The following is a 15,329-nucleotide window of genomic DNA, read 5'->3' as shown; positions in this document are numbered from 1 at the left end:
CCGGGGCGTTTTTGCCGCATGACCACACCCATGACCGTTGCGGAAATCCGCAAGACCTTCCTCGACTTCTTCGCCAGCAAGGGCCACACCATCGTGCCGTCGAGCCCCCTGGTTCCCCTGAACGACCCGACCCTCATGTTCACCAACAGCGGCATGGTCCAGTTCAAGGATGTGTTCCTCGGCACCGACAAGCGTCCCTACCACCGCGCCACCAGCGTGCAGGCCTGTCTGCGTGCCGGCGGCAAGCACAACGACCTCGAGAACGTCGGCTACACCGCCCGCCACCACACCTTCTTCGAGATGCTCGGCAACTGGTCCTTCGGCGACTATTTCAAGAAGGAAAGCATCACCTGGGGCTGGGAGCTGCTGACCCAGGTCTACGGCCTCCCGGCCGACAAGCTCACCGCCACCGTCTACCACGAGGATGACGAGGCCTACGACATCTGGACCCAGGTCATCGGCTTGCCGCCCGAGCGCGTGATCCGCATCGGCGACAACAAGGGCGGCAAGTACAAGAGCGACAACTTCTGGATGATGGCCGACACCGGTCCCTGCGGGCCGTGCAGCGAAATCTTCTACGACCACGGTGCCGACATCGCCGGGGGCCCTCCCGGCAGCCCTGACGAGGACGGCGACCGCTTCATCGAGATCTGGAACCACGTGTTCATGCAGTTCGAGATGCACGAGGACGGCAGCCTCACGCGCCTTCCCGCCCCCTGCGTGGACACCGGCATGGGGCTGGAGCGTCTGGCCGCCATCCTGCAGCACGTGCACAGCAACTACGAGATCGACCTGTTCCAGAACCTCATCCGGGCCGCAGCGCGCGAAACCGGCTGCACCGATCTGGCCAATCCTTCCCTCAAGGTCATTGCCGACCACATCCGTGCCACGGCCTTCCTGGTGAGCGACGGCGTGCTGCCCGGCAACGAAGGGCGCAGCTACGTGCAGCGCCGCATCATCCGCCGCGCCATCCGCCACGGCTACAAGCTCGGCTGCAAGAAGCCTTTCTTCCATCGGCTCGTGCCCGATCTGGTCGCGCTCATGGGCGATGCCTATCCCCGTCTCAAGGCGCAGGAAGCCGAAATCGCCTCCGCCCTGCAGGCCGAGGAAGACCGCTTCTTCGAAACGCTCGAAAAGGGCATGAACATTCTTGACGAGGCCCTGGCCGGTGACCGCCAGACCCTTTCCGGCGACATCGCCTTCAAGCTGCACGACACCTACGGCTTTCCGCTCGACCTCACGCAGGACGTGTGCCGCGAGCGCGGCGTCACGGTCGACGAGGCCGGCTTCGAGAACGCCATGCAGCACCAGAAGGACACGGCCCGCGCAGCGGGCAAGTTCAAGATGGACAAGGTGCTGGAGTACGAAGGGGCCAGCAACACCTTCACCGGCTACGAGCACCTCGAAGAGGAGGCACAGGTCCTGGCTCTCTACGTGGACGGCGAATCCGTGTCCCAGCTCAGGACCGGCGATCAGGGCGTCATCGTCCTCGACGTGACCCCCTTCTACGCCGAAAGCGGTGGCCAGGTGGGCGACCAGGGCCTGCTGCGGGCCCCCGGGATCGAATTCCAGGTCACCGACACGCACAAGATCAAGGCCGACGTCTTCGGCCACCATGGCGTGCTGCTGCAGGGCGTGCTGCGCGTGGGCGACCGGGTGCGAGCCGAGGTCAGCCACGACCTGCGCTTCGCCTCCATGCGCAACCACAGCGCCACCCACCTTCTGCACAAGGCCCTGCGCGAAGTGCTGGGCAGCCATGTGCAGCAAAAGGGCTCCCTCGTCACCCCCGAGCGCACCCGTTTCGACTTTGCCCACGGCGCCGCCCTGACGCCCGCCCAGATTGCCGAAGTCGAGCACAAGGTCAATGCCGAGATCCTGGCCAACACCGACACCCGTGCCCGCGTCATGCCCATGGAAGACGCCCGCCAGACCGGTGCCATGATGCTCTTCGGCGAGAAGTATGGCGACGAAGTGCGCGTTCTCGACATCGGCTCCAGCACCGAGCTGTGCGGCGGCACCCATGTGGGGCGCACTGGCGACATCGGCCTGTTCAAGATCGTCACCGAAGGCGGTGTGGCCTCGGGCGTGCGCCGCATCGAGGCCGTTACCGGCGCGAATGCCCTGGCCTATCTGCAGGGGCTGGAGCACACCGTCTCCGAGGCGGCGCAGGCGCTCAAGACCCCGCCCTCCGAGCTGCTCGGCCGCATCGGTCAGCTGCAGGAACAGACCCGGCACCTCGAAAAGGAAATCGCCGCGCTCAAGGGCAAGCTCGCTTCGAGCCAGGGCGATGAACTTGCCGGCCAGGCTGTCGATGTCAAGGGGGTGAAGGTGCTGGCGGCTCGCCTCGAAGGCGCCGATGCCAGGACCCTGCGCGAGACCATGGACAAGCTCAAGGACAAGCTCAAGAGTGCTGCCATCGTGCTGGCTGCCGTGGAAGGAGACAAGGTCCAGATCGCCGCTGGCGTGACCAAGGACCGCACCGCGGCCCTCAAGGCCGGCGAGCTCGTCAACTTCGTGGCCCAGCAGGTGGGGGGCAAGGGTGGCGGCAAGCCCGACATGGCCATGGCAGGCGGCACCCAGCCCGCCCACCTCGACCAGGCACTCCAGGGCGTGCAGGCCTGGGTGGCCGAGCGGCTCTGATCGGCGCTCCACCCCTGTCAGGAATTTTCCATGCCCATCACCATCGTCACCGCATTCTTCGACATCGGTCGTGGGCAGTGGAATTCCCGGCAGGGGGGTAACCAGCCCTTCCTGAAAAGAACGACGGACACCTATTTCCGGCGTTTTTCCCATCTGGCGTCGCTTGACAACGAGATGGTCGTCTTCACCTCGCCGGATCTGGTGGACAGGGTCCGGCGGCTGCGCAAGGGCCGTCCCGGAGCCGTGATCGCTGTGGATTTCCCCCGCGAGTTCTCCGCACTGCGCGATCGCATTGCCGCCATCCAGCAATCGCCCGAATTCCAGGCGCGCATCAGCCCCGATCAGGTGGCCAACCCCGAGTATTGGAGCGCCGAATACGTTCTGGTGAACCTGCTCAAGACCACCTTTCTGCGGCGTGCCATCGAAGGCGGTCATGTCCATCACGAGATGGCCGCATGGCTCGATTTCGGGTACTGCCGCAAGGCCAGAACCCTGGCGGGCGTGGTGTCCTGGGACCATGACTTCGATCCCGAAAAGATCCATCTCTTCAGCATCCGGAAATGGACGCAGCCGCTGCCTGACCGCTCCCCCCGTGCGCTGGTCCGACACCCGGCTCTGCAGCATGTCATGGCGCACAACGAGGTGTACGTCATCGGCCCTTCCATCGTGGCCAGCCGTGCGCAGTGGCTGCATCTCGACGCGCTCTACCAGACTGTGCTCGGAGAGCTGATGCAGAACGGCTGGATCGACGACGACCAGTCGCTTTTTCTGGTGGCTTCCCTGGCGGAGCCTGAGCACTTTGCCATCCATGAACCCACTGGATGGTTCGAGATTTTCCGGCAGTACGCAAGCAGGTCCCGTCGCGTGGGCCCGGTCCGGGCCTTTCTGCGTTGCACCCGGCAGCACCTCGCATCCCTTCTGTAACCTGTGAGGCACCGGAGCGTAGCACTTGGGAGTGCGGCCTCACGGCGCTGCAGGCTGCATCCCGTGAGTCATCCCCATCCAGCCTTTTGCGTCTGCACCGTGCATTTCTGTGCATTCGGTCTTCTTTCCGACAGGCGGTAGTTCAGCGCCGACAGACGGTTCATGATTCGTCATCATGGTCCCTATCATGCAAGGTATGGATACAACCGTTTCAATCGATTGCCATGGCCTGCGGTGCGTCCGGAGGCTGCAGCGCCACGGATCGCGGCGACAGGAACGCGGATTCAGCCTCATCGAGGTGCTGATCGCGATTCTGGTGCTCAGCATCGGCCTTCTGGGCATGGTGGGCATGCAGTTCGCCTCGCTGCAGAGCAACCGGGATGCACGCCTGCAGTCCACAGCGGCAGACCTGGCCCGCGAGATGGCCGAGATGATGCGCGGCAACAAGGCCGTGGCAGTGCAGTCCGGCACCGCCAATCCCTATCTGGGCGACTACAGCAGCAGCCCTCTGGTGCCGTCCACCACGTCCTACTGTCTGGCCGTGGCCAATCACAACTGCGCGGACAACACCGAGATTGCCCGTGCCGAGCTCACCGAATGGCTGGCCCGCGTCGATGCCGCGCTGCCGGGCGCGCGCGTGGTCATCTGCCGTGACGATGCGCCGTATGACAGCTCCGGCAAGCCGCAATGGGCATGCACCAACAGCGGCACCTCCAATCCGGTCAACTACATCAAGATCGGCTGGTCGCGTCTGTCCACCGATTCCACCCAGACCGGCACCAGCCGGCTGCTCTCCGCTACGGCCACCACCAGCAGGCCCTGGCTGATCTTTCCGGTCACGGCCGGGCATGCGGACTGAAGGGAGCGGCTCATGCAACAGACCTTCGTCTTCCCTTATCGCCATCGTGCCCCTGCGGTGGCGCTGACCCGTGCAGGGCGTCGCACACGCGGGTTCACGCTCATCGAGCTCATGGTGTCCATGGTCATCGGCCTCCTCGTGGTGCTGGCAGCCGTGGCGGCACTGCTCGTGGCACGCAACGGCTTCACCGCCACCGATGCCGCCTCGCAGCTGCGCGACAACGCACGCTTTGCCGTGTTGGCACTCGACCGCATCGGGGTGCAGTCCGGCTTCAAGGACGTGGCCTTCGCCACCGTGACCGATCCCAACGACGCGTCGATCACCACCGACTATCCAGCGCCCATCACCGGCTTCAGCAATGCACGCCCGAGCATGACGGATCTCACCACCTCCACTAGCCTGACGAGCACCAGTGTCGGCTACGGCAGCGATGTGCTCATCATGCGGTTTCAGCCGGCATCGTCCCTGCCGACCACGGGTTCCACTGCCACGGATCAGTCCATGATCGATTGCTTCGGCTATGCACCAACCACCGCACCGAGCAGTGCGAAAGACAACTACGTCAGCGCGTTCAGCGTCAATGCAGATGCCACGGGCGAACCCACGCTGTACTGCGCGCGTTCTCCCAACGGCCTGGCTCCTTATGACAATCATCCCCTGATTCGGGGCGTGGAGCTGTTCAAGGTGCTCTATGGCGTGGACAGCGGTGTCACACCCAATACGGGGCCTGATCCTGCAACTGTTACACCACTCGATAGCGTGCCCAAGCGGTACCTGACCGCAGACCAGATGCTGGTTCCTAGCGATGAAGCTGCCACGGCCTCCAACTGGCGCAGGGTGCGCAGCATCCGGATCGGCATGATCCTCCGTTCCGATGCGGGGGCTGTCGAGATGCCCCAGACCCAGACGCTGTATCCCTTCGGGGCAGCCAAATCGGGGGCCGCCGCTGCCACCGGTTCCGCTTTCGTCGATTCGGCCAACATCAACAGCCAATTCAGTGCCCCTGCCGACGGCAGGCTGCGCCAGGTGGTGACCTTCACCATCCATCTCCGCAACGATCAGGGAGGCCGCTGATGTCGCGCATCTTCGCTTCCATGCCTCGGCGCACCCATGCCGCTCCCCGCAGAGGCGGTGCATCCCAGCGTGGGGTGGCCCTCATCGTGGTGCTGCTGCTCCTCGTCATCGTGTCCATCCTGGGAGCTGCCGCTGCGCGGCTGACGCTGATGGCCGAGCGCAGCGCCCGCAACGACCGCGACATGCAGATCGCGTGGCAGGCCTCCGAGGCGGCCCTGCTCGATGCCGAAATGGACATTCATGGTCCCGATGCCAGCAGTGGTGCCATCACAGGCAACCGCAGTGCCATTCTGGGCGGGAAACCATTGGATGTGAGTGGCGGTTGCGGAAAGGTAAGCGATGGCGCCAATCAGGCTGGACTATGTCAACTGGCACAGCCGCCCGACAAGCCCGCCTGGCTTACCGTGGATTTTCTCGATGACAGCAGCGCGGCACACAGTGTCGCCTTCGGCACCTATACCGGTCGCACCTTTGCCGCCGGCAACAGCAGCACCGTGTTCAACGGATCGGAGCCTGCCAGGGCCCCGCGCTATGTCATTGAAGCTATTCCAGATCTGCATATGTGCACCGATGCCAGCACAGCCTGCCGGCAGGTGGTGTACCGCATCACCGCCATAGGTTTTGGCCCCCGCGAGGACATTCAGGCTGTGACCCAAGAACTCTATCGGAATTGAGATACGCCATGCCATCCGACCTTACCTTCTCTCACGCCGTCGAGCAGCCCAAGTCCTCTTCCCGCAAGGGAGCGCTGCTGCGCTGGGTGCTGCTGGGAGCCCTGCTGGCCTTCATGGCCGGCATGGCGTTCTGGGTCCGCAGTCAGACCACTCCGCCGTCGATCCCCTCCATTGGCCTGACAGGTGCGCCGCTCTACAGCACCACCACCGGAGACAAGCCCACCATGGCATTAGCCCTGTCGGTGGAATACCCTACGGTAGGGGCACAGTATCGTGACAGCTACAGCAACACCAACGAGTATCTGGGGTATTACGACGCCGAATCCTGCTACACCTATGTGAACAGCCCTTCGGAAACTTCGGATTCCAGCAGGGTGCCAGACTACAAACGCTTTCAGCGCACAGGCGCTGCCACCAGCCGCATGTGCACCAATGCCTTCAGCGGCAACTTTCTGAACTGGGCCTCCAACTCTGCCATCGACATGCTGCGCCTCGCGCTTTCGGGAGGCGATCGCTACATTGACGAGGATGGCCTCACGATCTTGCAGCGTGCGGTACTGCCTAATGGGCCTTTCCCTCCTGATAACCAGGACTTCTGGAATAACAGTGCCTTTTTTCCTGCCAAACAATTGACGCGTTCTGGTGGTAGCAGCGGACGTAATTATTGGGGTGCAGTTCCTGATGCGGTGGCCGCTTCAGCAGGCACCACTGACCTATGGATTTCAAATATTCTCAATAGAATCTATTTTTCATCCTCTAAAACGGGAAGTGGCACTAACCCTACCGTAACTTCTGCACAAAGCGATCCCCCTGCTGCTGCAGTTCAATGTCCGACGACAGGGAGGGGGCAATCAAAGACTACTAAATGCACTATTACAGGCACTCAGGAGGTATGGCAGGGAAGCGAAAAATCTTGGACAGTGTATCAGGCATCTTCGTCTTTTTCCTGTACGGCAATTTCCTGTTATGTTATGCCGCAAGGAACTTCGGGGCTTTTTTCTAGTATGACATCCGAAGGATATTTTTATTCCAGAGTTCAAGTTTGCGATATCGATGGAAGTGGAAATCTTTTGGATATTCGTGATTATAATTTTTGTACTCGTTATCCATCTGGAAAATATAAGCCAACTGGTGTGATTCAAAAATACAGTAAAAATCTCAGAATTGCTGCTTTTGGCTATTCAATGGATAATCAATACAGTCCTGCGTCTTATCCGAAAACCACGCGATTCGGCGGGGTGCTACGTGCGCCCATGAAGTATGTGGGGCAGTCCACTTTCGACCAGTATGGGGTAGACAATACTCCTTCCACAGGAAATTCACGGGCAGAGTGGAATGCCACGACCGGTGTCTTGGTGAGCAATCCTGAAAACGATGCCATGGGGGTTAGTGGCGTGATCAATTACCTGAATCAATTTGGGAGAACTGGTGTACAGGGAATGTATAAAACACATGATCCTGTGACAGAGCTGTATCACGAAACTTTGGCCTATCTGCAGGGTCGGCAGCAACCGACTACGCCCGCCAATGGCATCTCGGCAGTGAACGGTCTTACGACTGCGATGTACGATGGATTTCCCATTTACGGCGATCCCAACAATGCCAACAGCACGGCCTGGGATGATCCGTATGCAGGGCGCAGCGCTACACAGGACTACTCCTGCCTCAAGAGCAATGTGGTGGTGGTTGGGGATATTTATACCCATGATGGCGGTTTTTCGAGGTTTCCTGGATACGGAAATACGACAGATGCAAAAGGTTTCCTGAATGCTGCCGACAACTATCCTGATTACAGATATTGGGCACAGAAAGTGTCTGATTTCGAGGCCAACACCACCAGCAGCTCCTATGTGGACGGGCAGGGAGCCACCCGCTCTGTTTCCAACCCCAACACCGCGAACACGGCGCTCGGTACGATTTCGGTTACAAATAATCGCAAGGAACTCTGGGGTCTGACCTACTGGGCGCACACGCATGATATTCGTGGCACCAACTGGACCAATCAAGCCAGCAAGCAACGCCCCGGCTTGCGTGTCAAGACCTTCCTTTTCGACGTCAATGAGAACAGTGGATCAAATGACGACACCTCCCGACGCACCTCCAACCAGTATTTCATGGCCGCCAAGTACGGAGGATTCAATTCCCAGCCGTCGCAGACGTCTACCGTCACGCCCTACAACACCTGGGGCAATCCCTTCAAGGACAATTCCGGCACCGCCAACAACAATGTCTGGCAGAAATCCACCACAGCAGGAGAGGCGGCCACCTATTATCTGCAGAGCAATCCGCGGCAGGTTCTGGCCGCATTCGACGATATCTTCTACCGCGCCAGTGCTTCGGCCTACAGCATCGCAGGGGTGTCGTCACAGTCGAGCGTCATCAGTTCTTCTGCAGGCACTCTGATCTATCAGGCGTCCTTCGATACTTCCAGCTGGTCCGGCGACCTGCAGTCCTTTGCAGTGACGCTCGACAGCTCCGGCACCCCCACGGTAGCCGGCAGCAGCACCTGGAGCGCCAGCCAGCAGCTCGGCAACCTCGCGACCCCTGCTTCTTCGCGCAACATCGTGATCGGCAGCAATTCCTCGACGGCAGGGGCCAACAATTTCACATGGGATAGCCTTACCAGTACCCAGCAGGCTGCCCTGAACAAGCCGGGCCCCGGTTCCTCTTCGGATGGCAACGGCCAGCTCCGCCTCAATTACCTGCGGGGAGACCGGACCAACGATGGTGTCCTGTTTCGCAACCGCAGCGGCAAGCTGCTCGGCGATATCGTGAATTCGGGTGTCATCTACAGTGGCAAGCCTGCCTCGGGCTACACCACTGCGGGTTACAAGGCCTTTGTCACCGACCATGCGGCACGCACGCCGGTGGTGTTCGTGGGGGCCAATGATGGCATGCTGCACGCCTTCAACGCCAGCACGGGTGCAGAAGTGTTCGGCTACATTCCAGGCTGGCTCACCAGCAAGCTGTCCCTGCTGACCAACACGACCTATAACGACAACCATCAGGGCTATGTCGACGCCACGCCAGCCGTGGCAGATGCCCAGCTGGGCACTACCGACACCTCCGCAAGCTGGAAGACCGTACTGGTGGGCGGCACAGGTGCAGGAGGCAAGGGCGTCTATGCCCTGGATGTGTCCGATCCCGGCAGCTTCACGGCGACCAATGCGCTCTGGGAGTTCACCTCCGCGGACGATGCCGACATGGGGCAGGTCATCGGGACACCCCGCATCCTCAAGTTCCGCACCAGCGATCCTTCGAGCACGACGGCCACCTACAAGTGGTATGCCGTGGTGGCGAGCGGTGTCAACAACTATGTGACGGATGCAGCTGGGTATTTCAGCTCCACGGGGAAGCCGGCGATCTTCCTGCTCGACCTCTCCAAGCCCTCAGGCACGGCCTGGCAGCTGGGGACCAACTATTTCAAGGTTTCCCTTCCCATCGACAGTACGCTGGCTGCGACGCAAGCCACCGGAGCCACCAATTTCAGCGTGGCCCTCAATGCCCAGGAAGCTGTGGGTCGCATGGTGGTGGGCGATCTGCAGGGGCGTGTCTGGCTGCTCAATTTCGACGGGCAGGGCAGCGCCAACTGGAACATGAACCAGCTCTCGGTCTTCACCCAGACCGTGAGCGGCAGCACGGTGGCCTATCCCATGTACATTGCCAAGGACGCCTCCGGCAATGTCCAGCCCATCACGGCACCGCCGGTCATGCTGCGTGGCCAGACGTCGGGCACCTACCTGATTGCCTTCGGGACCGGCAAGTATCTGGAAACCAGCGATCGCGCCACCACGGCACAGAATTCCTTCTATGTGCTGTATGACGATGGCACCGGCAGGTCGGATGGAGGGTCGAGCAATCCGATTCTCAGCGCCATCAAGGGACGCAGTCGTCTGAAGCAGGGTACGGTGGATACGACGGCCCATACCATTACGACTCCCACATTTACGTGGAAACGCTCCACCAGCGACAGCGACAGCGTCTATCGCTCGGGCTGGTATTTCGACTTCCCTTCCACCGGTGAGCGGCAGGTGGGGACGGTGACGGCCTTGGTCAACCAACTGATCTTCGGCTCCCTGATTCCCGACACCACGGCAGCCACCTCCGTCTGCACCACCTCGGGGGGGAGTGGCAACACCTACGACATTTCGCTCTATACCGGAAATGGCACCTATGCGCTGTCGAACGTGGGGCTGTATGGCGGCTCCCTGCTGCTCGATGCCGGAGATTCTTCCTATACCTCGACCGACAGCACCGGCAGGCGCACCAAGACACTCAAGAAGTGGCCCATCAACTTCGGTTCCTCGGGGCAGAGTGTAGGGACGCCAGTCACCCAGACCATCCTGGCCGGGCGCCTGAGCTGGCGGCAGATATTCAACTATGTCGATCTGAAGGATGCTTCATGATGACCCGTGCAAGAGGTGAACGTGGCTTCACCCTGGTCGAGCTGATGGTGGTGGTCGCCATCGTCGGCATTCTGGCAGCCATTGCCTACCCGTCCTACATGAATTCGGTGCTCAAGGGGCGCCGGGCGGAGGCCAGAACGGCCATTCTGCAGCTCCTGCAGCAGCAGGAGCGCTACATGACCCAGAACAACACCTACCTGTTCTTCAACAACGCGAGCGGCACCATCACCGATACCTCCGGCACGGCCACCACCGTGCCCTTCAAGACCTATTCCGGTGATTCGGATACCCATCCCTGGTATTACCTGTCGGCAGGCTCCTGTGGCGGCTCGTTCACGGCCCGGGACTGCGTGCGCATCACCGCGACGCCCAACAACTTCACCGATACGGAAGCCGGAACCCTGTCGGCCGACACCAATGGGGGCAAGACCTGCTCGGGGACGGCCGCTTCGTCCAATACCGCACTGTGCTGGCCATGATGAAGACGCATTTCCCCCGCACCTCCCGAGGTTTCACCCTGATCGAGCTGATGACGACACTCACCATCGCGGTGGTGCTGATGCTGATCGCCATTCCCAACTTCGTCGATTTTCGGCGCACTTCGGCGCTCATCTCGGCAGCCAACGAGCTGGTGGCCAGCATGCAGGCCGGACGGGGAGAGGCCATGAAGCGCAACCTCCGTGCCATTGTGGCGCCGACGGATGGCAGCAGCTGGGCCAACGGCTGGAGGGTCTATGTGGACACCAACAACGACCAGACCTACACCGCAGGCACGGATATTCTGATCCAGCAGACGGGAGCCTTGCCCACATACCTGTCGGTCACGGCCAACAGCACGGCCACGGGCACGGCACCCTATGTCATGTTTGACGGATCCGGGTTTCCACGTGCGTCGACCGGGGCGTTCGGTGCCATGACCATGAGCATCAACCGCAACGACAACAGTGCACTGGTCGATTCCCCATCTGGCACGCGTCGCGTCATTCTGGCGCCTACGGGCCGCATTCGGGTGTGCCGGCCGAGCTCATCCACCGACACGTCCTGTCTGGCTTCCAGCAATACGAACTGAGCCACCTCCTGCGGCTGCACTACCTATCCAGTGAGTCGGGTAGACCAGACCGTGTGAAGCGGGAAGGGGTCAGGCCCGTGAAGGCGGCATGCCATGCCAGATGCGGCGGACGGCTTCCAGATCCTCGGGCGTATCGACTCCGATGCCCGGTGCATCATGGCTGACATGCACCGCAATGCGATGCCCATGCCACAGTGCTCGCAGCTGCTCCAGCGCCTCGCAGGTTTCGAGCGGAGCTGGAGGCAGATGGGCAAAGGACTTCAGAAAGTTCACCCGGTAGCCGTAGATGCCGATGTGCCGCAGCGGGGCAGGAGCCGAAGAGAGCTGAGGGGCCTCCCCGGTGGGGGTGGATGTCCCATAGCAATCGCGCCACCAGGGAATCGGGGCGCGGCTGAAATACAGGGCCATGCCCCGCGCATCGCAGACCACTTTCACAATGTTGGGGTTGGTGAACTCCTGCCATGAAGTCAGGGCATGTGCCGCAGTGGACATGCTGGCATCGGCATGGCGCATCAGCAGACTCGCTACGGCAGCCGGGAGGGCAGGGTCCATGAGTGGTTCGTCTCCCTGCACGTTCACCACGATGCCGTCATCCGGCAGGCCAAGCAGCGAGCAGGCCTCAGCCAGACGGTCACTGCCGCTGGCATGGGTGACGGCGGTCAGTACGGCTTCGATACCGTGCTCGTGGCACGCTGCAATGATTTGCGGGTCATCCCCGGCCACAACGACACGCGGGATGGGCATGCCATTTCCAGCATCGACCGATACGCGCTCGGCTACCCGCACCACCATGGGTTTGCCGGCGATGTCGGACAGCGGCTTGCCCGGCAACCGGCTGCTGGCCATGCGTGCGGGAATGAGGATGGTATAGCCGGTCACCGGAGTGACCGTGCCGCTGGAGGAGGTGTTCATGCGGCCGGTGTCGATGCCTCTGCGGCGCGGGCTGCTTCCACCTCTTCGGCAGCAAGAGGACGGGCCTCGGCTTCCAGCATGACGGGAATGCCGTCCCGCACCGGGTAAGCCAGCCGGGCACTCAGGGAAAGCAGCTCCTGCGATTCGGGACGATAACGCAGCGGCCCCTTGGTGACGGGGCAGACCAGCAGCGCGAGCAATTGGGGATCCATGGCAGGTGATCCAATGTGTGAATGACGAATCCGACCATTGTACCGATGCCTCGGGGAGGCCTCTTTGACCAGTCTACGGCACGCTGGGCGCAGCGGCGCGTCCCGGATGGGCCGCATGAGAGAGCCACCAGGCATTGAGGGCTGCGAAAAAGGCCTTTTCAGGCTCCAGCACCAGGGGGACGGCCCAGGCTGACGGATCGACATCCCAGAGCTTGACGGCATCCTTTTCGGTGCAGAGCACCGGCAGGGAGGTGGACATCCATTGCCGTGCCAGGGAGGCCAGGGCATCCTGGCCGACGTGATCCGGCAATGCGTGGCGCTGGGCCATCGAGAGCCCCTGCTGTTCCAGCATGGAAAAGAAGCGCTCAGGCTGGGCAATGCCCGCGACGGCGATCACGGGTTGCCCGCTGTCGCGCCAGTGCGCCAGTGGGCAGGTAGTGCCATTGGCCCGCATGGCCTGGGCATGGAGCGTGCGCCTGGAGTGGTAGACGGCCTGTCCCGGTACGACCGGCACGGGCGTGGTCGGGGGAGCGGTGTACAGCACCATGTCCACACGCCGGGGCCAGGGCTCGCGCAGGGGACCTGCCGGCAGCAGGAGCCCATTGCCGATGCCGCGCTCGTCCATCACGCAGATTTCCCCGTCACGCTGCAGTGCGTGGTGCTGCAGCCCGTCGTCACACAGGATGAGCCGCACCTGGGGGTGGAGCCTGAGCAGGGTATGCCCTGCCTGGGTCCGGTTGGCACAGACCACCACGGGAGCGCCGGTGCGCAGATGGATCAGCACCGGCTCATCGCCTGCCGTCATGGCGTCGCTGTCTGCATGAACCACCACCATCTCGGGAGCCTTGGGGCTGCGGCCATAGCCGCGCGAGACGATGCCCACGGGCACCCCCAGGGAGTGAAAGTACTGTGCCACCGCGATCGTGGTGGGGGTCTTGCCTGCTCCTCCTGCAACCACATTGCCGATGACCAGCACGGGAACGGGGAGGCGCGGAGTCTCGGGATGTGCCAGTGCATGGGCACGCGCCCTGCGCTCGGCCATTCCATACAGACGAGACAGGGGGGTGAGCAGACGCACCATGGCACCATGTCCCTGCCAGAGTGCAGGAAGGACACGGTGCCACCACGGGAGAAACGGCAGGCTCATGGCCATGGATCCCGCGTGGGGCGCGGCTACTGCGCCGCCTTCTGGGTGGCAAAGGTGACGCGTGTCAGCCCGAGGCTGCGGGCCACTTCCATCACGGTGATGACTGCCTGATGGGTGGAGTGGGCATCCGCGCTGATGATGAGCGTGCTGTCGGGCGACGCCTGCAGCTGCTGCAACGCCTGCGTCAGGGCGGCAGGAGAGCGGTCATCCAGGACGCTCTGGTTGACGGCATACTGGCCGTCGGCCGCCACCGACACGATGATTTCCTTGGGATGCTCGCGCGTGGCATCTGCGCTGGCCACCGGCAGCTGCAGCTGCAGTTCGTTGAACTTGCTGTAGGTGGTCGTGAGCATCAGGAAGATCAGGATCACCAGCAGCACGTCGATGAACGGGATGAGATTGATCTCGGGCTCTTCGCGGGGACGGGTTCGGAATTTCATGGGAGTGCCCCGGGGCTTACTTCTTGAGGAACTGGGTCAGATGGCGCACGAAGCGTTCAGAGCCCAGCTCCATGCCCAGCAGATAGTCATCGACCCGGGCCCGGAAATAGCGCCAGAAGATCAGGGTGGGGATGGCCACCATCAGGCCAAATGCCGTGTTGTAGAGAGCGACCGAAATGCCATGGGCCAGCTGGGTGGGATTGCCCCCCGCAGCATTCTGGGAACCGAAGATTTCGATCATGCCGACCACTGTGCCGAATAGCCCCATCAGCGGAGCCGCCGAGGCAATCGTCGCCAGCGCCGGGAGAAAGCGCTCCATGCTGTGCGCGGCACGACGGCCAGCACCTTCCATGGCGCTGCGCAGATCGGATTCGTTCAGGTTGGGGTCCGCATTGATGGCACGGATGCCGGTGGCCAGCACCTGTCCGTAGAGAGAGCTGTCTTCGAGATGCTGCAGGGTGTCGGGGGCCGGGAGCTTCTCTCGGGTCGCCGTCAGGGCCTCGTCGAGCAGGTTCTTGGGGGCGATCCGGGCGCGCTGCAGACTGATGAACCGTTCAATGATGAGGGCGACGCCGAGGATCGAGCAAATCACCAGGGGCCATATCGGCCAACCAGCGGCCTGTATGATCGAAAGCACAGAGATCTCCTAGGAAAGAGGACATCGGGACACGACGCGACCCCTGCGCTTGCAGCGGTGCGTGGCGTGTGCCGACAGTTCGGAACCAGCGTTGATTATCACCCAGCTGCCACGACCTCCAGAGGCGATCGGTGCGGCAAGTTGTCCACGCAAAATGTGGATAACTGTGTGGACAACGGGGTGAAAACCTGTTTTGCCCAACGGATGATGGCGGAAAAGTTACTTTGATTACAAAATGTGCAGCAAAAAATATCAACAAAAACAAATAGTTGCTACGAGTTTGCTGGCTTTCGGCACGGTTTCTGGCAGGCATGCGGGCTGCTTTTTTTCCAGGG

Annotated in this window: 13 protein-coding genes; 8 read left to right on the top strand and 5 right to left on the bottom strand. The window is 61.9% G+C overall.

Translation table 11 applies throughout. The annotated features are described in order from the left end of the window. Positions 1 to 18: 18 nt before the first annotated feature. From alaS to ACE3P9_RS07090, 8 genes are all read left to right on the top strand, one after another. Positions 19 to 2,640, top strand: a complete 2,622-nt coding sequence (gene alaS / locus ACE3P9_RS07125) for an alanine--tRNA ligase (RefSeq protein ID WP_374492829.1) — start codon at positions 19 to 21, stop codon at positions 2,638 to 2,640. Between the two features lie 30 nt (positions 2,641 to 2,670). Continuing rightward, on the top strand, positions 2,671 to 3,564 hold the full coding sequence (locus ACE3P9_RS07120) for a WlaTC/HtrL family glycosyltransferase (RefSeq protein WP_374492828.1): 894 nt from the start codon (positions 2,671 to 2,673) through the stop codon (positions 3,562 to 3,564). 196 nt (positions 3,565 to 3,760) lie between these two features. Beyond that, on the top strand, positions 3,761 to 4,423 hold the full coding sequence (pilV, locus tag ACE3P9_RS07115; protein ID WP_374492826.1) for a type IV pilus modification protein PilV: 663 nt from the start codon (positions 3,761 to 3,763) through the stop codon (positions 4,421 to 4,423). Positions 4,424 to 4,435: 12 nt separating this feature from the next. Next, positions 4,436 to 5,497: a PilW family protein gene (locus tag ACE3P9_RS07110; RefSeq protein WP_374492824.1), complete on the top strand. Its 1,062-nt coding sequence runs from the start codon at positions 4,436 to 4,438 to the stop codon at positions 5,495 to 5,497. Beyond that, the gene (locus ACE3P9_RS07105) at positions 5,497 to 6,171 is read left to right on the top strand and encodes a PilX N-terminal domain-containing pilus assembly protein (RefSeq protein WP_374492822.1); all 675 of its coding nucleotides are present in this window, start codon (positions 5,497 to 5,499) and stop codon (positions 6,169 to 6,171) included. The genes ACE3P9_RS07110 and ACE3P9_RS07105 overlap by 1 nt, the downstream gene beginning before the upstream one ends. 1,562 nt (positions 6,172 to 7,733) lie before the next feature. Then, positions 7,734 to 10,577, top strand: a complete 2,844-nt coding sequence (locus tag ACE3P9_RS07100; RefSeq protein ID WP_374492820.1) for a pilus assembly protein — start codon at positions 7,734 to 7,736, stop codon at positions 10,575 to 10,577. Then, positions 10,577 to 11,056: a type IV pilin protein gene (locus ACE3P9_RS07095; RefSeq protein WP_374492819.1), complete on the top strand. Its 480-nt coding sequence runs from the start codon at positions 10,577 to 10,579 to the stop codon at positions 11,054 to 11,056. Before ACE3P9_RS07100 ends, ACE3P9_RS07095 begins: the two co-directional genes overlap by 1 nt. Further along, on the top strand, positions 11,053 to 11,646 hold the full coding sequence (locus tag ACE3P9_RS07090) for a GspH/FimT family pseudopilin (RefSeq protein WP_374492817.1): 594 nt from the start codon (positions 11,053 to 11,055) through the stop codon (positions 11,644 to 11,646). The genes ACE3P9_RS07095 and ACE3P9_RS07090 overlap by 4 nt, the downstream gene beginning before the upstream one ends. A 69-nt stretch (positions 11,647 to 11,715) precedes the next feature. On the opposite strand, the gene kdsB is transcribed toward ACE3P9_RS07090, so the two are convergent. The 5 genes from kdsB to ACE3P9_RS07065 all read right to left on the bottom strand — a co-directional run bounded on the left by kdsB (position 11,716) and on the right by ACE3P9_RS07065 (position 14,994). Then, positions 11,716 to 12,558, bottom strand: coding sequence for a 3-deoxy-manno-octulosonate cytidylyltransferase (gene kdsB, locus ACE3P9_RS07085; RefSeq protein WP_374492816.1), 843 nt, complete (start codon positions 12,556 to 12,558; stop codon positions 11,716 to 11,718). Continuing rightward, complete coding sequence (locus ACE3P9_RS07080) at positions 12,555 to 12,770, bottom strand: Trm112 family protein (RefSeq protein ID WP_374492814.1); 216 nt, start codon at positions 12,768 to 12,770, stop codon at positions 12,555 to 12,557. Before ACE3P9_RS07080 ends, kdsB begins: the two co-directional genes overlap by 4 nt. Before the next feature lie 73 nt (positions 12,771 to 12,843). Next, entirely contained in the window at positions 12,844 to 13,851 is a 1,008-nt protein-coding gene (gene lpxK / locus ACE3P9_RS07075) for a tetraacyldisaccharide 4'-kinase (protein WP_374492813.1), read from the bottom strand. A 92-nt stretch (positions 13,852 to 13,943) separates the two neighbouring features. Further along, a complete protein-coding gene (locus tag ACE3P9_RS07070; RefSeq protein ID WP_374492812.1) occupies positions 13,944 to 14,357 on the bottom strand; it encodes an ExbD/TolR family protein in 414 nt (137 codons plus the stop codon). Between the two features lie 16 nt (positions 14,358 to 14,373). Continuing rightward, positions 14,374 to 14,994, bottom strand: coding sequence for a MotA/TolQ/ExbB proton channel family protein (locus tag ACE3P9_RS07065; RefSeq protein WP_374492811.1), 621 nt, complete (start codon positions 14,992 to 14,994; stop codon positions 14,374 to 14,376). Positions 14,995 to 15,329 lie beyond the last annotated feature (335 nt).

The sequence above is a fragment of the Allobrachymonas sp. genome, from assembly GCF_041912815.1.
Classification (GTDB): Bacteria; Pseudomonadota; Gammaproteobacteria; order Burkholderiales; family Burkholderiaceae_C; genus Brachymonas.
Note: the sequence above shows the minus strand (reverse complement) of the source record. Positions and strands in the feature narration are given on the sequence as shown.